Origin of the sequence: Candidatus Photodesmus anomalopis (assembly GCF_000731785.2) — a bacterium.
In the GTDB taxonomy this organism is placed as follows: domain Bacteria; phylum Pseudomonadota; class Gammaproteobacteria; order Enterobacterales; family Vibrionaceae; genus Vibrio; species Vibrio anomalopis.
The window spans coordinates 1-19,720 of the sequence record NZ_JGVJ01000014.1 but is presented as its reverse complement, the minus strand read 5'-3'; the positions used below and the strand labels follow the sequence as shown (position 1 = coordinate 19,720).

The 19,720-nt window shown below is 28.8% G+C and carries 21 protein-coding genes and 4 tRNA genes; 9 read left to right on the top strand and 16 right to left on the bottom strand.

Features of this window, described 5'->3' with window-relative positions; translation table 11 throughout:
• Positions 1 to 261 precede the first annotated feature (261 nt).
• The 3 genes from lpcA (at position 262) to nudE (ending at position 2,242) form a co-directional block, all read left to right on the top strand.
• Positions 262 to 837: a D-sedoheptulose 7-phosphate isomerase gene (lpcA, locus tag CF66_RS03495; protein WP_016504170.1), complete on the top strand. Its 576-nt coding sequence runs from the start codon at positions 262 to 264 to the stop codon at positions 835 to 837.
• A 177-nt stretch (positions 838 to 1,014) separates the two neighbouring features.
• The gene (gene nfuA / locus CF66_RS03490; protein ID WP_016504169.1) at positions 1,015 to 1,602 is read left to right on the top strand and encodes a Fe-S biogenesis protein NfuA; all 588 of its coding nucleotides are present in this window, start codon (positions 1,015 to 1,017) and stop codon (positions 1,600 to 1,602) included.
• 82 nt (positions 1,603 to 1,684) lie between these two features.
• A complete protein-coding gene (nudE, locus tag CF66_RS03485) occupies positions 1,685 to 2,242 on the top strand; it encodes an ADP compounds hydrolase NudE (protein ID WP_016504168.1) in 558 nt (185 codons plus the stop codon).
• Between the two features lie 36 nt (positions 2,243 to 2,278).
• Here the strand turns inward: nudE and CF66_RS03480 are convergent, their stop codons facing one another.
• The 12 genes from CF66_RS03480 to gspC all read right to left on the bottom strand — a co-directional run bounded on the left by CF66_RS03480 (position 2,279) and on the right by gspC (position 13,562).
• Positions 2,279 to 3,076, bottom strand: a complete 798-nt coding sequence (locus CF66_RS03480) for a type II secretion system protein N (protein ID WP_016504167.1) — start codon at positions 3,074 to 3,076, stop codon at positions 2,279 to 2,281.
• A gap of 2 nt (positions 3,077 to 3,078) precedes the next feature.
• Positions 3,079 to 3,579, bottom strand: coding sequence for a type II secretion system protein M (locus tag CF66_RS03475; RefSeq protein WP_016504166.1), 501 nt, complete (start codon positions 3,577 to 3,579; stop codon positions 3,079 to 3,081).
• 25 nt (positions 3,580 to 3,604) lie between these two features.
• On the bottom strand, positions 3,605 to 4,825 hold the full coding sequence (gene gspL, locus CF66_RS03470; RefSeq protein ID WP_034411682.1) for a type II secretion system protein GspL: 1,221 nt from the start codon (positions 4,823 to 4,825) through the stop codon (positions 3,605 to 3,607).
• Positions 4,822 to 5,820 (bottom strand): type II secretion system minor pseudopilin GspK, encoded by a 999-nt coding sequence (gene gspK, locus CF66_RS03465; protein ID WP_034411680.1) that lies wholly within the window; start codon positions 5,818 to 5,820, stop codon positions 4,822 to 4,824. The genes gspL and gspK overlap by 4 nt, the downstream gene beginning before the upstream one ends.
• A gap of 5 nt (positions 5,821 to 5,825) precedes the next feature.
• Positions 5,826 to 6,452 (bottom strand): type II secretion system minor pseudopilin GspJ, encoded by a 627-nt coding sequence (gene gspJ / locus CF66_RS03460; RefSeq protein ID WP_016504163.1) that lies wholly within the window; start codon positions 6,450 to 6,452, stop codon positions 5,826 to 5,828.
• Positions 6,418 to 6,792: a type II secretion system minor pseudopilin GspI gene (gene gspI / locus CF66_RS03455; RefSeq protein ID WP_016504162.1), complete on the bottom strand. Its 375-nt coding sequence runs from the start codon at positions 6,790 to 6,792 to the stop codon at positions 6,418 to 6,420. The genes gspJ and gspI overlap by 35 nt, the downstream gene beginning before the upstream one ends.
• A complete protein-coding gene (locus CF66_RS03450) occupies positions 6,785 to 7,366 on the bottom strand; it encodes a pilus assembly FimT family protein (RefSeq protein WP_016504161.1) in 582 nt (193 codons plus the stop codon). Before CF66_RS03450 ends, gspI begins: the two co-directional genes overlap by 8 nt.
• 66 nt (positions 7,367 to 7,432) lie before the next feature.
• Positions 7,433 to 7,867 (bottom strand): type II secretion system major pseudopilin GspG, encoded by a 435-nt coding sequence (gene gspG, locus CF66_RS03445; protein WP_016504160.1) that lies wholly within the window; start codon positions 7,865 to 7,867, stop codon positions 7,433 to 7,435.
• 43 nt (positions 7,868 to 7,910) lie between these two features.
• Complete coding sequence (locus tag CF66_RS03440; protein ID WP_034411676.1) at positions 7,911 to 9,143, bottom strand: type II secretion system F family protein; 1,233 nt, start codon at positions 9,141 to 9,143, stop codon at positions 7,911 to 7,913.
• Complete coding sequence (gspE, locus tag CF66_RS03435) at positions 9,143 to 10,642, bottom strand: type II secretion system ATPase GspE (protein WP_034411674.1); 1,500 nt, start codon at positions 10,640 to 10,642, stop codon at positions 9,143 to 9,145. The genes CF66_RS03440 and gspE overlap by 1 nt, the downstream gene beginning before the upstream one ends.
• Complete coding sequence (gspD, locus tag CF66_RS03430) at positions 10,639 to 12,648, bottom strand: type II secretion system secretin GspD (protein ID WP_034411672.1); 2,010 nt, start codon at positions 12,646 to 12,648, stop codon at positions 10,639 to 10,641. The genes gspE and gspD overlap by 4 nt, the downstream gene beginning before the upstream one ends.
• A gap of 41 nt (positions 12,649 to 12,689) precedes the next feature.
• Positions 12,690 to 13,562 carry a type II secretion system protein GspC gene (gene gspC / locus CF66_RS03425; protein ID WP_034411670.1) on the bottom strand — a complete coding sequence of 291 codons (873 nt, stop codon included), beginning with the start codon at positions 13,560 to 13,562 and terminating at the stop codon, positions 12,690 to 12,692.
• 197 nt (positions 13,563 to 13,759) lie between these two features.
• Here gspC and CF66_RS03420 point away from each other — a divergent pair, with 197 nt between their 5' ends.
• Positions 13,760 to 14,149: a S4 domain-containing protein gene (locus tag CF66_RS03420; protein WP_034411668.1), complete on the top strand. Its 390-nt coding sequence runs from the start codon at positions 13,760 to 13,762 to the stop codon at positions 14,147 to 14,149.
• A 150-nt stretch (positions 14,150 to 14,299) separates the two neighbouring features.
• Here the strand turns inward: CF66_RS03420 and galU are convergent, their stop codons facing one another.
• Positions 14,300 to 15,130, bottom strand: coding sequence for a UTP--glucose-1-phosphate uridylyltransferase GalU (galU, locus tag CF66_RS03415; RefSeq protein ID WP_016504155.1), 831 nt, complete (start codon positions 15,128 to 15,130; stop codon positions 14,300 to 14,302).
• A 279-nt stretch (positions 15,131 to 15,409) separates the two neighbouring features.
• Positions 15,410 to 16,441 (bottom strand): EF-P beta-lysylation protein EpmB, encoded by a 1,032-nt coding sequence (epmB, locus tag CF66_RS03410; RefSeq protein ID WP_016504154.1) that lies wholly within the window; start codon positions 16,439 to 16,441, stop codon positions 15,410 to 15,412.
• A gap of 31 nt (positions 16,442 to 16,472) precedes the next feature.
• Between epmB and efp the strand changes: the two genes are divergently transcribed.
• Complete coding sequence (efp, locus tag CF66_RS03405) at positions 16,473 to 17,045, top strand: elongation factor P (RefSeq protein WP_016504153.1); 573 nt, start codon at positions 16,473 to 16,475, stop codon at positions 17,043 to 17,045.
• Positions 17,046 to 17,123: 78 nt separating this feature from the next.
• Here the strand turns inward: efp and tpiA are convergent, their stop codons facing one another.
• Together tpiA and coaA are read right to left on the bottom strand one after the other, a co-directional pair.
• The gene (tpiA, locus tag CF66_RS03400; RefSeq protein WP_016504152.1) at positions 17,124 to 17,891 is read right to left on the bottom strand and encodes a triose-phosphate isomerase; all 768 of its coding nucleotides are present in this window, start codon (positions 17,889 to 17,891) and stop codon (positions 17,124 to 17,126) included.
• A 95-nt stretch (positions 17,892 to 17,986) separates the two neighbouring features.
• Positions 17,987 to 18,925 carry a type I pantothenate kinase gene (gene coaA / locus CF66_RS03395; RefSeq protein ID WP_034411666.1) on the bottom strand — a complete coding sequence of 313 codons (939 nt, stop codon included), beginning with the start codon at positions 18,923 to 18,925 and terminating at the stop codon, positions 17,987 to 17,989.
• Between the two features lie 175 nt (positions 18,926 to 19,100).
• On the opposite strand from coaA, the gene CF66_RS03390 reads away from it, so the two are divergent.
• The 4 genes from CF66_RS03390 to CF66_RS03375 all read left to right on the top strand — a co-directional run bounded on the left by CF66_RS03390 (position 19,101) and on the right by CF66_RS03375 (position 19,557).
• Positions 19,101 to 19,176, top strand: a tRNA-Thr gene (locus CF66_RS03390).
• A 53-nt stretch (positions 19,177 to 19,229) separates the two neighbouring features.
• Positions 19,230 to 19,314: transfer RNA gene (locus CF66_RS03385), tRNA-Tyr, on the top strand.
• Positions 19,315 to 19,380: 66 nt separating this feature from the next.
• Positions 19,381 to 19,455: transfer RNA gene (locus CF66_RS03380), tRNA-Gly, on the top strand.
• A gap of 26 nt (positions 19,456 to 19,481) precedes the next feature.
• Positions 19,482 to 19,557: transfer RNA gene (locus CF66_RS03375), tRNA-Thr, on the top strand.
• Positions 19,558 to 19,720: the final 163 nt, after the last annotated feature.

Sequence of the window (19,720 nt, the reverse complement as noted above, 5' to 3'; positions counted from 1 at the left end):
AAAGTTTTTTTCCCTGATATGAATAGTAGTAACGCATTTTTATTTTTTTTATCATATATTGAATATATGATTTTTTTATGCTTAATGATATTTTAATCAACTATTTTATTTCTGTAAAATGAAAAAATGAATTTTTGTACATTTTACATTAGTTTTTTTATCTAAATAATTTTTTATATCCGCTGATTTTAATAGTTAACTATTAGTAGATATTTATTATAAATAATTTCATTTATCCATCTGACAATTAAAAGGGTTTTTATGTATCAAAATTTAATAAAAAGAGAATTAATCGAATCAGTTAACTTATTGAATGCATTTATTAAAAATGAAGAAAATATGATTCGTATGGAAATGATAGCTAAATTAATTGCCACTTCATTTAAACAAAATGGCAAAGTTTTATCTTGTGGTAATGGTGGTTCACATTGTGATGCTATGCATTTTGCAGAAGAATTAACAGGTCGTTATCGTGAAAATCGTATTGGGTACCCAGGTATTGCTATTTCAGATCCTAGTTACTTATCTTGTGTTAGTAATGATTTTGGTTATGAATTTGTTTTTTCTAGGTATATAGAGGCTATAGGTTTAAAAGGTGATGTATTATTCACTTTATCGACATCTGGTAATTCTGAAAATATTCTAAAAGCGATTAATAGTGCTAAAAAAAAAGAAATGAAAACTATTTCATTAACAGGTAAAGATGGTGGTAAAATCTCTGGTTTATCAGATATTGAAATTTGCATTCCACATTTTAGATATGCAGACCGCATTCAAGAAATGCATATAAAGATTATCCATATTATCATTCAAATGATTGAAAAAGAAATGTCTTAATTTATCTTATAGATATTAAAGATATTGATAATAAACATATTGCTTATTAGCCTATACAGCACAGTACTTTTCATTATCATATCGGCTTTGATTATTTTTTAGAAAAAAACTAGATCTTCTTTATATGAGTAGTACAATGGAGAATTGGAGAGTCAATAATTTTAGAAGATATGTATTATGTTAAATTTTATTTCTATTAGTGAAACTGCACAAATATATTTTGTTAGTTTGCTAAATAAAAAAGAAAAAAATACAAATATACGTTTATTTGTTGTTGATCCTGGAACTGAAAAGGCTGAGTGCGGAGTATCTTATTGTCCAAGAGAATCAGTAGAATCTACTGATACTGAATTTAAATTTAATGGATTTTCTGCTTATGTAGATGAATTAAGCCTTCCTTTCCTGAAACATGCTGAAATTGATTGTATTACTGACAAAATCAGTTCTCAATTAACACTGAAAGCCCCAAATGCAAAAAAAAATAAAATATCGAAAGATGCCACACTATTGGAACGTGTTAATTATGTAATACAAACTCAACTAAATCCTCATCTTTCAGATCATGGTGGCCATATTAAATTGGTAGAAATTACTGAAGATGGAATTGCAGTTATTGAATTTGGAGGCGGTTGTAACGGTTGTTCCATGGTCAATATTACTCTAAAAGAAAATATTGAAAAAGAACTACTGCAGAAATTTTCAACTGAATTAACTGCCGTTCATGATATTACTAATCATAATCCAAATGATCTTTCTTATTACTAATAGTTATAAGTTCTATTTTTCTACATTTGTAAGTGAAAGAGTAGTTGTCATGTATTTCTTTTAAATATGGAGAGTACAATCAGTGAAAAAAAAAAGCTTACCTGAAATTTTAGAAAAAAAAATTATCTCACAGTCAAAGTTATTTTCTATTGAATCAATAAAACTTGTGTTCGGGAATGGAGAGAAACGTACTTATGAACGTATGAAACCACGAACTGTTGACGCAGTGATGATTGTTCCTATAATGAATGGAAATTTTCTGCTAGTTCAAGAATATGCAGTAGGAACAGAACGTTATGAATTATCTTTCCCTAAAGGTCTTGTAGATTTAGGAGAATCTCAAGAAGAAGCAGCAATAAGAGAACTAAAAGAAGAAATTGGTTTTGGTTCTAATTGTCTTATTTTTTTAAAAGAAGTTGTTTTAGCACCTTCTTATTTTTCTGGTCGTATGATTATTTTTATTGGAAAAGATTTATATCCAGAACGATTGAAGGGTGATGAACCAGAACCATTAGAAGTAATACCTTGGTCTATTAGGAGAAGTGAAGAGTTAATTACTCATATAAATTTTTGTGAGTCTAGAAGCTTAGCTGCATTATTGCTTTCATTAAGGTATTTAGAAAAAAATGCAATATGTTAATTTTAAATAGATTATTAATAGTGTTATTTCCCCTAGTTAGATTATCAATAGTTTATCTTTTAACAAATCACTCATTAATAAATTTCCTTGATAACTGAGTTGATAATGATTTTTATTGTTTTTAGGAAGCCATTGCAAGTATTTTTTTAGTTCTTTAGGAAATTTATTTTTTGGTTCAAATAAAATATTAACTATATATTTTTCTTTATTTAGATGAGCAGAGAATTCACTTGTTACTTGATTGCTTTTCTGATGACCTGAAATTGAAATTATATTATCTTGGCAATTCAAAATTATTATCATTTTTTCTAGATCTAAATCTCCGAAAGGAGATGTTATTGTAGCTAAATTCCAGATTAATTGTCCTTTAGCTTGTTGACAATATGGTGGAAGATAGTAAATTTCGTCTATCGATAAATCAAAATTTCCATTTATTTTAAATAATCTTGGTAGTTTTAATTGTTTAGTCAATTGGTTAGAAGAAAAATGTGCCGATATTTTTGTAATATATGGTCCAAATAATCCATAACCAAGATATCCTTCTCCATATATATTACTTTTGCTATTATTTTTTTTGCCAAAACGTATTAATATTTCCATTTTTGCTAAAAACAATTTTCTTATTTGAAAATTCCAATCAACAGATTCTAAGTTTTGATTTCTCCAAGAAAGTTTTTCTGCACTTCCCTTCCATATAGTACCTTTTAGTCCATCAACTTTTATAGGGATAAAGTTTTGAATAAACTCTATGGCAGTATTAGCAGGAATGTGAACAATTATACTTGTTAATGCAATTAAGATAAATAACATAGAAACTAAAATAAATTGTTTCATATTTACCTTCCTCTCTGAAATTCTAAATTACTAACTTCAATTACACCAGATTGAATGGAACGATTAATATTGAGATACTCAACTTTTATTCCTTGTTTTTGTCTTAAATAAGTTATCCAATCGATAAATTTATTGAACTCAACAGGTTGAATCCATACTTTTATGCTATTATTATCCGGTGTAACTCGAATTAATTTAATCTGATAATGATTAGATGAAATAGTAATTGCATTATTAAGAGAATCTTCTACATCTATAAGTCCATGATCAGAACGTAGTTGACTCAGTGTATTTGCTTTTTCTGTTATCCAAGATAATAATTCTTTTTCAGAATTAACGCGTATCTTGGTTTTTTCAAGTTTCTCATTTAATAGGTACCATATACTAAAATATGACAGAGTAGAAATTATTAGTGCTAAACATACAATAATAGACGGTTGTTTATAGTAAAAAATATATTTGTTGTTGCATGCTTTAAGTATTTTAAATAAATTGCTTAGCATAATTTAGTGGGCCAAATTCAATAATTTATTTTTTAAGTAAAAAAAGACCATTAACTATATCATTGGTAGAACGTTCAAGTTGACCTTGTTCTACATTAAACTGATTAGATAGTTCAATTCTTAGTTTTTCTAAACTTTGAAAATCTTTGCTATTTACCTTAATACGCATTTCTTGACGATTCGCATCAAATTTGATGTTTTGTAGCCATATCTTATCTTTTTCTTGTAAAGATTTTGTTAAGTCAGCTATCCATTCAAGGATATTTATGTTTTTATTCTTGTCTATAGAAAAAAAATTAATTTCATTTTGAATTTGGTCTCGGAAATATTTTTCATCAGAAATTTTATCTTTATTTGGTAAAGATAGAAAAAAAATTCTCTCACTTTCTGCTCGGTAAGATTCAGCTTGTGTATTTAATTTTAAAATTTGTAGAATATGATTAGTTAGTAACATTGCTATAAATAATATTATTACTGCAAATACTTTATACCAAACTTTCCAATTAGAGAAAAATGATAAAGGAGGTTTAAATACCCCTGTGAGTAAATTGCATTCTGTTTGAAAGGCTCCTTGACTGAGTAACTCCATGGTTGATATAGTTTTTTTAGATGTTTCCCATATTTGATTTTTATTAAATGTTAATTCAGGTAATTCAGTATAGCTTTTAAGAGATATATAATTATCTCCTTGTTTTACCCAATTTGAGTTAACTAATTCTTGTAGCCAGTCTGAGTAAATGCTTATTCCTAAATATTGTCCTTTTTTAATAATCCATTCTTCACCAGATAATTTAATTGCAGTTAAACCATCATTTTCTGGTAATGCAAGAACATCAGGCAGCACTTTGGTTATTTTTATGCCAAGTTTTTTAAATTCAAAAAGCAGATTATGTAACAATTTTTTATCAATAGCACAAACAAATCCTCCATGATGATTTTGTCTGAGTATAGAAAAATGTAATTCTTCAATATCTTGGGCAAGATTATCCTCTAATAAGTAGCTCATTATTTCTTTTAATGGGCGTGATGTAGAAATAGGGAGTGTTACATAAGATAAAAAAACATTGCTGCTTGGAACAAGAAGACATACTTCTCTTTTTTTTGAATATTTGGTCAGTTCTATAAAATTTTCCCAACCATTAAACTCACCACTGATAATGTTTTTAGAATTAGTTAAGGAATATATTGACCATAAAATAGGAGAAGATTTATTTCTATTAAGAAGAACGATGAGAAACTCGTTCACTTATATATACCTCCAAATCTACGACGTACAACCTTTGTAGTTGTTCTATTATAATTAGATAGTAAGCTCCTAAGTCTTAATTGAGTTTTTCCTATTACTATCTCACTATCTAATTCAAAGTATGCGCTATCAACACCTAAATATTGTTGGGCTTGGTTGAGAATTGATTTATGAATAGAAGCAATTTTAGGTTCTGATATAAACTGTTTTACTGAAGACCAACCATGAAATGGACGTTGTTCAATAAGAGATAGTGAATCAACCTCACTGAGATGTGATAAAAAAAGAGCGCTTAGTAATTTTGCCTGTTTTGTGATTATAGTATTAACATTAATATGTAATTCATTAGTTGGTAAAGCACAAATAAAAGGGGAAATTATTTTCATAGTTTTTGAGGAAACTTGATGTACTGAACGGAGTTCAGTAGTATCACTTATAAGATTTTTTGGTGCTAAATATGGAGGAAATTTATTTTCATAGTAAATATCTTTTACTTCGGTTAAACTATTAACATCGTTATTTTTTTCTATAAATTTCCAAGTAGAATCAGCAATAGTTTCAGCTTGGTAGTCATTAATATCAAGAATTTTTAGTAATGTTTGAAATACTTCAACTAAGTATGGTCTGTCTTTTATTTTTTTATTTTCTCTTTTAAAAGAAAGAGCATTGATATTAAAACAAGCTTGTTTATCGGATATCTTCCCTTTTATGTATCCATTTTCTAAAGGATAGATTTGCTCATTAATAGCCCACATTTGAGATAAGTTAATATTTTGATTGTTTTGAAAACTTTTTTTGATTATTATTTTAGCTAAATTTTCAGCTGAGATGCTATACCAGTAAGCTTGTTCATAGTCTGTTTGTTGACTTAAACGTTGAAATTGTATAAATAAGCGTTCGGACATAGAAGCTGAAATCGATACTATAACAACAAGTGATAGTAAAACAATAATCAATGCGATACCTTTCTGTTTTACTGTTATTGTTTTAGCCATTTTAGTTATATTGATTCTTTATTAAAATTACTATCAACAGTTAGGTAAATTTTTTCAATTCTTCCATAATCTATTAATTTAAATATAATTAATATAGCTTTTGGTAAAGATGTTAATGATTCCCATTTTGTTTGCCATGTTTTTCCATCATATAACTTTATATCAAATAAAAGCACTCCAGTGAGAATTGGAGTTATTTCGCCAGAAATTCCTTCTGGTGTATCAGGATATTGCCACCATATTCTTTCTAATATATTATTTTGGAAACGATATTTTACTTTAGTAATTTCTCCTCGTGGAAACTTTTGTTCAGGATTGTGCCAACCTAATCTAGTAAATAATAAGCTCTTCTTATTATAGTCTAATAAAAGTGGACTGTTTGTCTGTTTTCCATTAGTTCGAAATTGGCGAAGTGCAATTTGTCGAAAATCGTTATCCATAATAATTAGTGCTCTTTGAAGTTCTTTTAGTCGATTACTACGTTTTAAAAAGAGTATATTACTATCTTGTACTTGGTTCACTATTTGATAAATACTAATGCTAAGAACACCGAAAATAGCTAGTGATAGTGCCACTTCAAGCAGTGTAAACCCTTGATTATATTTGATCTTGAAAATTTTGATTGGCAACATAGCTTCTCATTGTGAGTATAGTAGAAGAAAAGTTGTTTTTTGATACGCTAACTTCAAAAGCTTGAAGTAAATTATTACTTGTTTGAATAGGTTCAATTTTCCAATGCCAAATTTGTCCTGCTATTGTTTCTATTCCTTGAACTTTGATTAGAGATGTTGGATGAAGCATTACTTGAGCTATCTTATTATTAATAATAATAACAGCAAAGGTTTTTTCTTCTAAATAATTCATAGTATTAATATGATGATTAACAAGCTGAAGAACTGCAATTGATGTGCTTGAAAAAATAGTCAATGCAATAAGTACTTCAATGAATGTCATTCCACGATAGTTAGTCATATTCAGAGTTTTTTAATTCAAGTAATAATATCTGACCATTTTTTTTAATTATAATACTCCACCTTTCTTGTTTTTTATGTTTAGATGAAATTAAAATAGATGAGGGTGTAACTTCTCCATTTGAATAGAATACTATTTGTGGAGATTGATTGTGTTGACTTTTACTAGCAAATAAAAGATTTCTATCAGATAAAGTTTTTGTAGAAAAAAAATGTTTTTCGTTATTTCCCCTAGTATTATTATTTATAGTTAGTCTTATTCTAATTTTATTTTTGTTAAGTTTTGTTTTAGATTGGATTTTATGAAATTTAATTGGTTGCCATACTTGTTGATTTAAGAACATTAATGCATAACTTAATTCTTTCTTGTCAAAAAATACACCAAAATTTTTTCCAGTAAGAATAGCTTGTTCATTTAAAAAAAGAATTTCGTTAAATAGTTTTGTAGTATATTTTTTAACTAAATTTTGATTGCTATCTTTATAAAAAGTATTTACTACAGTTATAGCGCTTATAGATAATAACACTAAAACAATTAATATTTCAAATAAAGTAAAACCACGAGATAGTTTCATATTATAGATTAATTCAGTATTTTCAGAATATGAATACCATAAAAAAGCTTTAAAGTTACTTTATTCTTATAGAAAGTCTTGTATATTCCAGTTTCCAATGTCAGCTAACACTCCTTCACCTCCTTCTTCACCATCGGCACCAAAAGTAAAGATTTTTATTCTATTGTTTTCATTTTCTAAGTTTATATACTGATAATTATTTCCCCATGGATCCTTTGGCAAACGTTTAATATACCCTATATCACGGTATGTTTTTGACCTTTTCTTTTTAGTGTCAGCAAGCAATATTTCTAGTCCCTGTTGAGTAGTTGGATAAACACTGTGATCTAGTTTATACATTTCTAATGCGTTTTCTAAAGCAACAATATCAGTAATTGCTTTTTGTTGATCTGCTTTTTCTTTATGAATTAATAAATTAGGCACAACAAAACTTGCTAATATCCCTATGATAACTACTACTATCATCACTTCAAGTAAAGTAAAACCAGTTTCTTTTTTCATCATTTTCTCCAAAATACACTTGCTTTTATATGATATAAAATATTTATTGATTCAGTAAATTATTTATTTCCAGCATTGGCATTAATGTTGCCATGACGATAAATAATATTAGGATTGAGATTAATATTATTACTGTAGGGGTAAAGATTCCTAAGGCAATGTTAATCATAGAGATAAAATCAGCATCTTGAGTATTGGCAGAACGTACTAACATCTTCGCTAATTCACCGCTGAGTTCACCACTAGCAATCATATGGAGCATTATCGGTGAAAATAGCTTAGTTTGTGATAATGCTTGATATAAGCTAGTACCCTCTTTTACTTTATCTGCTGCTAGCAAAATCTTCTTCTTTAAGTATTGATTTGATATAACATCAATAGCTAAAGACATACTTTGTATAATTGGTAATGAGCTAGATGTGCAAATAGCCAATGTATGGGAAAATTTAGAAGTATTTAAACCTCTAGAAATTTTACCAATTATTGGAAGAAAAAGTATTTTTTTATCCCAAATTAATCGAAATTTAGTTTTTGTTAGTAAATATTGTATAGCACAAAAAAATATCATTAAAAAATATAAGAAATAAATTCCCCATTCTTGTATAAATTGGCTTAATTCTAATAATATATAAGTAGATGTTGGTAGTTTTTGATCTAATTGTATTATTGGTTCAGTAATTTTTGGAACTATTTTTGTTAGAAGAAAAAAAAATATACCTGATGAAAAAACTATTAGTATTGCTGGGTAAATCATAGCTTGTTGAAATTCAAATTGTATTTTTTTTCGTTTCTCCTGATAATTTGCTAGTTGTTCTAGTACAAAGGCAAGATTTCCAGATTTTTCACCCGCTGATACCATAGAGCAGAAAAGATTATTGAATATATGAGGATAATCCAACAGACTATCCGATAATGTATAACCTTCACTCACTTTTGATTGAATTGAAGACAACATTGAAGAAATATGAGGTTTATTAGCTTGTTCTGATAGTGTTCCAATAGATTCTGCTAATGGTATGCCAGAGCGAACTAGGATGGATAGTTGATAAGTAATTAAAGCTAAGTTTTTTGTACTTATTCCCTTTTTAAAGTATAATACTTTTTTTCTATACTTGCTGCGATTTTTTTCTCTTCTACTAAAAGTTTGAATTAGATAAATAGGAATTAAGCCCTGTTCACGAAGACATGAACGGGCTTGTTTAGCATGGTTTGCTTCTAGCCTTCCTTTATGAAGATAACCTTTATGATCTACTGCTTCATATTTAAACGAATACATTATATTTTCTTAGTTACTCTCATAAGTTCTTCAAGTGATGTAATCCCTTTTTTTACTTTTTCTAAACCATCGTTTTGTATGTTTGGAGTATTTAAACGGATCGCTTTTTCAATTTCTTGCTCGCTGGATTGTTTATAGATTAATTCTCGTACATATTTATCTACTAACAGTAATTCATGGATTCCTGTTCTTCCTTTAAAACCTTTGAAATTGCATTTTTTACAACCATGTGATCTATAAAGAGTCAATTGTTTTTGATTAGGAAATGAAAATATTTTTTTTTGTTCTATATTAGCTACATAAGGTATTTTACAATCGAAACAAAGCGTACGAACTAAACGCTGTGATAATATACCAAGCAGAGAAGATGAAAGTAAAAATGTTTCTATTCCCATATCGCGCAATCTGGTAATTGCACCAATTGCGTTGTTTGTATGTAAAGTTGATATAACTAAATGGCCTGTCAAAGAAGCTTGTACTCCAATTTGAGCTGTTTCTAGATCACGTATTTCACCTACCATCACTACATCTGGATCTTGACGTAAAATTGCTCTTAAACCTCTAGCAAAGGTCATTTCTACTTTCGAGTTTACTTGGGTTTGCCCAATCCCATCAATATCAAATTCAATTGGATCTTCAATAGTTAAAATATTTCTTTCTTTGTTGTTAAGTTCTTGCAACCCAGCATATAGAGTGGTCGATTTCCCAGATCCAGTTGTACCGGTAACTAAAATAATTCCATGTGGTTGTTTAAGAAGATAGCGAAATTTTTCCTGGTTTTTAAATGTCATTCCTAAGTTATTTATATTTAATTGAATGGATTTTGTATCAAGCAAACGCATAACTACACGTTCACCATGAGATGATGGCAGAGTAGAAACTCTAACATCAACAGAACGACCACCAATTTTTAATGAAACTCGTCCATCTTGAGGTAAACGTTTTTCTGCAATATCTAACTTGGCCATTACTTTAACTCGTGAGACTAATAATGGTGATAATTTTCTATTTGGTGTTAATACATTTCGTAGCACTCCATCGATACGAAAACGAATAGATAGCGATTTTTCAAATGTTTCAATATGAATATCTGAAGCGCCTTCTTTAATTGCTTCAGAAAATATTGCATTAATTAATTTTATAATTGGTGCATGATCATTTGATTCTAATAAGTCTTCATGTTCTGGTAAGGTATTTATTAAAGAAAAAAAGTCATTTTTATCTAAGCTAATATCCTCCATTAAACGCCGTGCTTCAAAAGCATTTTTTTGATAAATTTGCATTAGTTTAGTATCAAATTCTTTCTGGTTAAGTTTATGTAATGTAAATCTAACTTGAATGACACGGTGTACTTCAACTAATTTTTCTATAGTTAGTGGTTCAACATAATATAGAACTTTCTCATTTTGTTGGTTATATGAAAATACTAATTTAAAACGGTTGGCAAAACTAAATGGAAGTTTTTGAATAGTAGAAATATTTTTTAAATGACTGCTCATTGGATATCTTTAATTGCATCAAGAAGAATTTGGATTTCATCTGGATAGAAAATTTTATTAGAATATTTTGGTATAACTGGAACATTTATATGATCCATCAATGTTAAACCTTCATTTAATTTATAAAGTTGCTTAGCACGAATAAAATTATATTTACGCTGGGTAATACCATCGGCTGTTATTTCATCACGCATAATAGTTGGTTTAATAAATACCATAAGATTTTTCTTTTCAACCTGAGTTGCTGTTGATCTAAACAGGTACCCTAATAGAGGTATTTTAGATAGAAATGGTACGTTAGAGTGGTTTTCTAGTGCTCGTTCATCAATTAATCCCCCTAGTACAATCATTTGACCGTCTTCTACCATCACAGATGTATTCAGTTGTCGTTTTGAAAAACGTACATCAATTGCACCATTAGCTCCTAATAAATTGGATACTTCTTGTTCTATATTAAGTTGGATAGAGTTGCCTTCATTAATTTGTGGAATTACTTTTAGTTTTATACCTACTTCTTTTCGGACAACAGTTTGAAATGGATTAGTATTATTTGATCCAATTGTAGTTCCTGTAAGTACTGGAACTTCTTCTCCAACAATAAATGAGGCTACTCCATTATCCATTACAGTAATACTGGGTGAAGATAGAATATTAGAATCTGCACTAGAAGCTATAGCTCGAATTAATGCAGTCCAATCATTTGTTTTCAGACTCATTATAGCTCCAGTTACACCTGAAAAAGTTTTTATAAGTTCGGAATAATCTCCTTGTTTCGTTGACTTTTTTGTTTCCCAAGTTTTATTAGTATTATTCCAATAGCTTTCTGATGTACTTTGATCTTTAGATTTTTCTAGGGCTAACAGTAGCTGACTTATTGGTAATCCAAGGTTATTATGCTGTATAATTGTTCCGTTTTTTAAGGAACCCAGTTGTAGACCAAGATTAATACCATTACCCTCTGAAACTTCAACTATTAAAGCTTCAATTAACACTTGTGCTCGACGAATATCTAGCTGTGCAATAATATTTCGGATCGTTTTCATAATATCTGGAGGTGCTGTTATCACTAATGAATTTGTTTCAGGATGAGCGGTGATAATCGTTTCAGAAAAGTTAAAATCTTTAGATTTTTCTTTAATTTTACCAGATTTTACTTGATTAGATAAACCTTCTAAAACACTAATTAAATTTTCTGCTTGAGCATATTTCAGATAAATAACTTGATTATTATCTTTTGAAGCCATTTCTTTATCAAGCTGATATACGAGTTTTTTAAGTTGGATACGAAGTTTAGGATCTCCTGAAATTAGAATAGAATTAGTGCGATCATCAGCCACTAGATTAGGCTGTAAAAATATGGGGGTGTTGGTAGTTTTATTTAATGCTTTAATAATTCGTACCATTTCTGCTGAAGAGGCATTATTTAATTCTATTACTTCAATTTCTTTATTACCTGCTTGATCAACTTTGATGATAATATCTGCTAATCGGTTAACTACTGCAGCTCGACCAGTAAGTAAAATAATATTTGCAGGATCGTAATGAACTACATTACCTGAACCTGAATTATCATTTAATTGTCTAAGAAGTGGAGATAATTCACGTACCGAAACATTATGGACAGTTACAACTCGAGTAATAACATTATCTCCACTGATGCTATCATTATTCACAACAGGAATAGCTGCTGTTTTAGCATCTTTAGATTTTACTATTTTTAAAATGTTATTATCCATTTCAATGACAGCAAATCCATAAACTTCTAGTACATTTAAAAAAAAACTGTAGTATTGAATATCTGTTAACTTATCATAGCTACGTATATCTATTTTCCCTCTAACAGAAGGGTCTATGATGACTGTTTTTTTAAGATTACGACTAACTATATTAATGAATTCTTGAATATCTGTTCCTTTAAAGTTGACACTAAAATTGTTAGCTAGCAATGGAGTTACCAGTAACAAACTTCCTAGATAGAAAACAAGGTTTTGTTTAAAGCTGTTCACTTTTAAAAACACTCCTCAATAAAATCATTTGTAGATTCACTTTATAGTTTTATGTACACATTATGTATCTTACTATTTCTTTCAATTGTTAGATAAAATTCATCTAATTGAGATATAGTTTTTATCAGCATTCCATTAGATACAAGTTTTGTTAAGTATTGTCCATTTAGCTTTATAGCTATATCGTTATGTTGTAGTCCATAAAAGTCTAATAAACCTTTTTTTTCCCCTGGTATCATTCTATATCCAATTATGTTTCCATTACGATTTACTGGAAATATACGAATGTATTGAAAAAATTTTTTATTATCTTGCAGAATAAGATCACGAATACGATAAAAGTTATCATTATTAATAACGTTATTTTTCTTTAGTTTTTGATGAACTTGATTTTTATTGATTGTTAATATTTCTTTATACCCTATATTGTCAATAATAACTTGATCGAGTAATATTACCTTAATTGTAGCTTGAGTTTCTTTAATTTTTTCATTTATACCATATGTTGTTTGTGAACCTTTATTAGAAATAACTGCTAAATTTTTATCAGGTATACTGCTAGTAATGACTCCAACTAGTTTTAAAGTTGGATATTTTTCTTTAGTATTAGAAAACATAGAGTCTTCTTGTTTTGGCGTATTCTGATTTTTATAAACTCCAAAGAGATTACTTTTTTTTAATTTAATAATATTAATGCTACTTTTTTTTGTTTTTGGAGGACTCTCTTTGATTTCAGGAGACCATTCTGGAATATTTTTTGAATTTTCCTGTATTAACCAGAAAATTTTTCCAAGTAACCAAGCAGAAAGTATTAAAAAAAATAAAATTAAAGCAATACTTAATTTTTTTTGTGCTTTTAAACTTTTCAAATAAATATTTGAAAGTTTATTTAAATTTAGCTGCTTTTTCTTCACTGAAAAATTCCGAATTAAGGGTTATTTTTTTACCTTAGCTTACTTAAGAAGTATCTAGTTATATAATCATGATTAATATCACATAATTTATAAAATCTTATGTTTTTTAGTTCATATCTATCTAATTTGAAAAGAAATATGATAAGTATCATGTTAATTGATTAATAATTTTGGTGATTTTTCAGGATTTTTATCTAATGAATTCAGACTTAAATATAGTTAGGCTTGATAAATGGTTATGGTCTGCACGCTTTTATAAAACACGTTCCATAGCACGAAATATGGTAAATGGTGGTAAAGTTCAATATAATGGTAAAAGGACGAAACCTAGTAAACTTGTCAAAGTTGGTGATAAGATCACATTAAAACAAGGATATGAGAAAAAAACAATAGTTATATTAGCATTATCAAATCAGCGTAGAGGAGCAACTGAATCAAAAACTCTTTATTCTGAAACTAGAAAAAGTTTAGAAACAAGAGAATCTATTGCTTTTCAAAGAAAACTTTGTAAATTTGATAAGGGATTTAGACCAGATAAGAAGCAGAGACGTGATGCGATTAAATTAAAAAAAATAAATCTAGCATAATAATAATAAACAGATTAAGTCACTAAGAAATTAGTAATAAATAGTTTTCGTAAGCTGTGCTAGATTGGTAATTGGGTTTTTGCTTAATTTCATTAAATTAAATTTCTAATATACACTGAATTATCCTGTTTCACTATGTAGTGATGCTAATTATTTATTTGCTAAATAAATATTTTTAAAGCAATAATTGGTAGCCTCAATATAGCCTTCTACATTACCGCAATCAAATCTTTCCCCTTTAAATTGATATGCTAAGACACAGCCTGACTGTGCTTGATATAGAAGTGCATCAGTAATTTGAATTTCCCCTCCTTTCCCTGGTTTCGTTTTATTTATAATTGAAAAAATATCTGGAGTAAGAATATACCTACCAATAATAGCTAAGTTGCTTGATTCAGTAGATTTTTCTGGTTTTTCTAGCATACTATCCACTTGATAAAGACGGTTTTTGATATTTTTTCCAGAAATAATTCCATATTTATGAATTTCATTTTTAGGGACTTCTCGTACGGCAATAATTGAACAATGAAATTGTTTGTAAAGTTCAACCATTTGCGATAGAATCCCTTTTTCCTTGTTAATGCATAAATCATCAGCTAATAGAACAGCGAAAGGTTCATTACCAATGAGTGCTTGACCAGTCAAAATAGCATGACCTAATCCCTTGATTTCATGTTGCCGTATATAAGTAAAATTTGCCTCATTAATAATTTTTCGAATGTTAATAAGAAGTTCTTCTTTATTTGTTCCGTTAATTTGATGTTCTAATTCATAATTTTTGTCAAAGTGGTCCATAATAGAGTGCTTGCCACGCCCCATAACTATACACATACCATTCATTCCAGCTTGAATAGCTTCTTCAACTCCATATTCAATTAATGGTTTATTCACTACAGGCATCATTTCTTTCGGCATTGACTTAGTAGCAGGAAGAAAACGTGTTCCGTATCCAGCAACAGGGAATAGACATTTTTTAATCATATAAAATAACCAATTCAATCATAGTAATACTACATTTTATTAAACATTAAATAGGAAGTAGAAATAGTCATACCAAATATTGTAGCAATAGAAAAGTAAAATAGAATAGATAAACAGTAGTGTTTTAAAATTTAATTGAATAAAAACTTATAAAACACAGGTTCTATTTCGAAAAAACAGCATATATTTAAGTCTAGTTATATTTTTATATCAATGAAAACTGAAGAAGTAATATATATGCTGAAGAGTATAGATAATTGTATAAGCATGATATATGTATTATAAATCTAGTTGCAAATCGAGTGGTATTTTGCTCTTTTTTCCAGTCACTTCTCGGGTTAACTTAGGTACTAAGTAACCAGATACTTTCTCCATTAGTGCTGTTATAATTTTTTTTGCCTTTTTATCAGATACAAAGAAGTGTGCAGCACCTTGTACTTTATCTAAAACATGTAAGTAGTAAGGAATAATTCCTCCGTCAAATAGTTCTTCATTAAGATGGATTTGGTCATATACTGAGTCATTTACTCCTTTAAGGAGTACAGATTGATTAAGTAAAATAATGTTTTTTTTTCTAAGTTTGTTAAGTTTTGTTTTTAATTGAACATTAATTTCATTTGCATGATTGATATGTGTAACAATAATTATCTGTAAACGCGTTTTTGCTAGGTTATTACATAATTGAGTTGTTATTCTATCAGGTATTACAACAGGTAAGCGAGTATGGATTCGTAATCTTTTTATATGCTTGATTTTTTCTATTTCCTTTACTATCCATTTGATTTCTTCATCTTTAGCCATGAGAGGATCTCCTCCAGATAAGATTACTTCATTTAGTTCTGGGTGTTGTAGGAGATAATTAATTTTTTTTTCCCAGAAAAATTTGCTGTTATTAATGTTTTGGTATGGGAAATAACGTCTAAAACAATAACGACAATTTATAGCACACCCGCCTTTTACAATTATAAGTAGGCGATTATGGTACTTGTGTAATACTCCTGGAATATGAGTATTCTGTTCTTTTTCTTTAAGTGGGTCAATAGAATAATTGGGGACAATATCCAATTCTTCAATAATTGGTAACACTTGTCGAAGAAGAGGATCTTTATAATTTCCTTTTTCCATTCTATTAATAAAATTTTTTGGTACACGTTGAGCAAATATTTTTTTTGCTGCAAATCCTGATTTCCAGGATAGTGGATTTATTTGTAGTAATTCTAATAATTCTTTTGGATCTGAGATAGAGTTTGCCACTTGTTTTGTCCAATTTTTCTCAACAGAATCATGTTTTTGAGTTATTATGTAGGTCATGAGGTTTTGCTCAAAATGGTAAAATTAGCTTATGCTTATGATCAGCACCAATGAATTTAAATCTGGACTTAAAATTATACTTGATAATGAGCCCTATGTAATCATTGAAAATGAATATGTTAAGTCAGGTAAAGGTCAAGCATTTAATCGTTTAAAACTTCGTAAATTGCTTTCTGGAAGGATTATAGAAAAAACTTTTAAATCCGGGGATTCTGTGGAACTAGCTGATATAAAAGATGTTTCATTAAATTATCTATATAAAGATAAAGAGTTTTATTACTTTATAAATACTCAAACTTTTGAACAAATATCTGCGGATATACGATCTGTTGGTAAGAGTGCTAAATGGTTATTAGAGAATAATAAATGTATGTTAACTCTTTGGAATGGAAGTCCTATTGCTGTAATGCCAGAAAATTTTGTTGAACTTAGGGTTATTGATACAGTTCCTGGTTTAAAAGGAGATACTCAGGGTAATGGAGGGAAATTAGCAACTTTAGAGACCGGTGCTATTATTCGTGTCCCATTATTTATTGCTATTGGGGAAGTTATTAAAGTCGATACGAGAAAAGGAGAATATATTAGTCGTACTACGAAATCGTAGCATTCCATTCAAGAATGCTAATTTTATTTCATTTGGTTTTTTCTTTACTAATGGGATTAGCGTATAGAATTTAGTAAATTATGCAAATGTCATAGCTTTTATAATGGATACAAACAATTCTGGATTAAGGGATGCACCACCAATTAAAGCTCCATCAATATCTGGTTGAATAAAATAGGACGCAGCATTATCTAAATTAACAGAACCACCATATTGAATAATAATATTTTCTGCAATCAAAGAGCTTTTTTTCTTTATGTAAGAACGGATTGAAGAATGTACATTCTGTACATAATCAGGACTAGCTGCAACACCAGTACCAATAGCCCAAATAGGCTCATAAGCAATTATTGAATTATTTAAAGCTTCTATCCCTTGTGTATTAATAATGGAATTTATTTGATGAATACATATTGGAATAGTTTGACCAGATTTTTTTTGATCCATTGATTCACCAATACATAAAATTGGAATTAAACCATTGTTTTTTATAATTGAAAATTTTTCTGCAATAAATTTATTAGATTCTTTATGGTATCTTCTACGTTCAGAATGACCAAGAATAACATTAGAGACACCAAGATCTTTTAGCATTTCTGGAGATATTTCACCAGTAAATGCACCTTGGTTGTGTAGATCCGCATTCTGTGCACTTAAGCTGATAGGACTATCTAATTCAGTTAGTACGCGTTTTACTAAATCAATGTAAAGTATAGGAGGAGCTATAGAAATATTAATATTTAGCTTATGATCCTTAAGCAGTACATGAAGTTTTTTTAGTAGCAAAGTAATGTTTTTTTTATTTCCATGAAGTTTCCAGTTTCCTATGATCACAGGGTAACGCATGAGAAATACCTCCTTATTCCTTTAAGTTAAATTACAGCTTTAAAAACTTATCATTATGATTTTTTATTAATTGAGAATATAGCAAATAAATGTACTTATATCATATCCCTACTATTTATAAGGACTTCTTCTACCTTATGATTACTTCCTTTCTTTAAAATGAGGGTTGCTTTTCTTTTAGCAGGAAGAATATTTTCTTCTAAATTAACTTTGTTAATAGTATTCCAAATACTCCTTGCTTTCTTAATCGTTGATTGTTTAGAAAGTTGTGTATATCGATTAAAATAAATAGCTGGATGAGAAAATGCATTTCTTCGAAATTTTAAAAAACGTTCAACATACCATTGTTCAATATGTTCAGTATTGGCATCTATATAGATTGAAAAGTCTAAAAAATCAGAAAGTAAGATTCTATTAGACTGATTAGAGTAAACCATACTATTTTGTAAAATGTTAACACCTTCGATAATTAGAATATCAGGTTGATTTATAATTTTAGTTTTATCAATAATATCATAATTAATATGTGAATATATTGGTATAACTATATTTTGTTTGCATTTTTTTACATCAGAAATAAATTGAATTAGGCTTTGTATATTATATGATTCAGGGAATCCTTTTTTTTTAATAATCGAACGTTGTTTTAGTATTTTATTAGAATAAATAAAACTATCAGTAGTAACAAAATCAATTTTTTTATTTTTATATAAGAAGGAAGATAGAAGCACTTTTAGCATACGTGCCATAGTACTTTTTCCAGATGCTACACTTCCTGTAATTCCAATAATAAAAGGGGAAGAGATACTATCCTTATTGAAAAAGTTTTGTGAAGAAAAATTTCTATTTTTATAGGTTACTATAGAAAGGTTTAAATAATGAGTTAAAGGAAGGTAGATCTCAACAAGTTCTTTTATTGTTAGATAATGATTTACCTTTTTAAGTTCTTTTACAATTATTTTAGATAATTTCACAGGTGAAAAATCATATAGTTTTGCCCATGCTTCGCGATTTAAAGATAAGAAAGATCTCATAATAGGAACTAAAAAACAGATAAATTACAGGAATTTTTTCACATATCGATATATATTAATATATTTTTCAATAGAAAATACATTGTTGAGATAAATAAAATATCATTTTTCCATTTTTTATAAAAATACTATTGACAAATATGAAATTGATTCAATAGAATCATATTCTGCTTACGCCGACTTAGCTCAGTAGGTAGAGCAACTGACTTGTAATCAGTAGGTCACCAGTTCGATTCCGGTAGTCGGCACCAGTACAGCTTTACTTTTTTTGAATTTGCTAGTTTAATCTAGGTTAGTAGATATTGGAGGGGTTCCCGAGTGGCTAAAGGGAGCAGACTGTAAATCTGCCGGCACTGCCTTCGATGGTTCGAATCCGTCCCCCTCCACCATTATTAATTGGTAGGAAATTGCTTATTCATACATATTTAGTTAGCTTTCTTAGCTTATGTCGTAGTGCGGGCATCGTATAATGGTTATTATCTCAGCCTTCCAAGCTGATGATACGGGTTCGATTCCCGTTGCCCGCTCCAGGTTTTAGTCATTTTAATCTTTGAGTGCTGATATAGCTCAGTAGGTAGAGCACATCCTTGGTAAGGATGAGGTCCTCAGTTCAATTCTGGGTATCAGCACCACTTTATAATTAGTTTCTTTTTATTATTTTTTCATTATCAAACCATCTAAATTATGAGTATTGAAATTTAAAGGCAAACTGTTATGTCTAAAGAAAAATTCGAACGTGTAAAACCGCATGTGAACGTTGGTACTATTGGCCATGTTGACCACGGTAAGACCACC

What these genes read in the sequence shown, in the direction of transcription:
- lpcA (WP_016504170.1), top strand. Translation starts at nt 262, where the DNA reads ATGTATCAAAATTTAATAAAAAGAGAATTAATCGAATCAGTTAACTTA.
- nfuA (WP_016504169.1), top strand. Translation starts at nt 1,015, where the DNA reads ATGTTAAATTTTATTTCTATTAGTGAAACTGCACAAATATATTTTGTT.
- CF66_RS03480 (WP_016504167.1), bottom strand. Translation starts at nt 3,076, where the DNA reads ATGAAACAATTTATTTTAGTTTCTATGTTATTTATCTTAATTGCATTA.
- CF66_RS03475 (WP_016504166.1), bottom strand. Translation starts at nt 3,579, where the DNA reads ATGCTAAGCAATTTATTTAAAATACTTAAAGCATGCAACAACAAATAT.
- gspK (WP_034411680.1), bottom strand. Translation starts at nt 5,820, where the DNA reads ATGGCTAAAACAATAACAGTAAAACAGAAAGGTATCGCATTGATTATT.
- gspJ (WP_016504163.1), bottom strand. Translation starts at nt 6,452, where the DNA reads ATGTTGCCAATCAAAATTTTCAAGATCAAATATAATCAAGGGTTTACA.
- gspI (WP_016504162.1), bottom strand. Translation starts at nt 6,792, where the DNA reads ATGACTAACTATCGTGGAATGACATTCATTGAAGTACTTATTGCATTG.
- CF66_RS03450 (WP_016504161.1), bottom strand. Translation starts at nt 7,366, where the DNA reads ATGAAACTATCTCGTGGTTTTACTTTATTTGAAATATTAATTGTTTTA.
- gspG (WP_016504160.1), bottom strand. Translation starts at nt 7,867, where the DNA reads ATGAAAAAAGAAACTGGTTTTACTTTACTTGAAGTGATGATAGTAGTA.
- CF66_RS03440 (WP_034411676.1), bottom strand. Translation starts at nt 9,143, where the DNA reads ATGTATTCGTTTAAATATGAAGCAGTAGATCATAAAGGTTATCTTCAT.
- gspE (WP_034411674.1), bottom strand. Translation starts at nt 10,642, where the DNA reads ATGAGCAGTCATTTAAAAAATATTTCTACTATTCAAAAACTTCCATTT.
- CF66_RS03420 (WP_034411668.1), top strand. Translation starts at nt 13,760, where the DNA reads ATGAATTCAGACTTAAATATAGTTAGGCTTGATAAATGGTTATGGTCT.
- galU (WP_016504155.1), bottom strand. Translation starts at nt 15,130, where the DNA reads ATGATTAAAAAATGTCTATTCCCTGTTGCTGGATACGGAACACGTTTT.
- epmB (WP_016504154.1), bottom strand. Translation starts at nt 16,441, where the DNA reads ATGACCTACATAATAACTCAAAAACATGATTCTGTTGAGAAAAATTGG.
- efp (WP_016504153.1), top strand. Translation starts at nt 16,473, where the DNA reads ATGCTTATGATCAGCACCAATGAATTTAAATCTGGACTTAAAATTATA.
- tpiA (WP_016504152.1), bottom strand. Translation starts at nt 17,891, where the DNA reads ATGCGTTACCCTGTGATCATAGGAAACTGGAAACTTCATGGAAATAAA.
- coaA (WP_034411666.1), bottom strand. Translation starts at nt 18,925, where the DNA reads ATGAGATCTTTCTTATCTTTAAATCGCGAAGCATGGGCAAAACTATAT.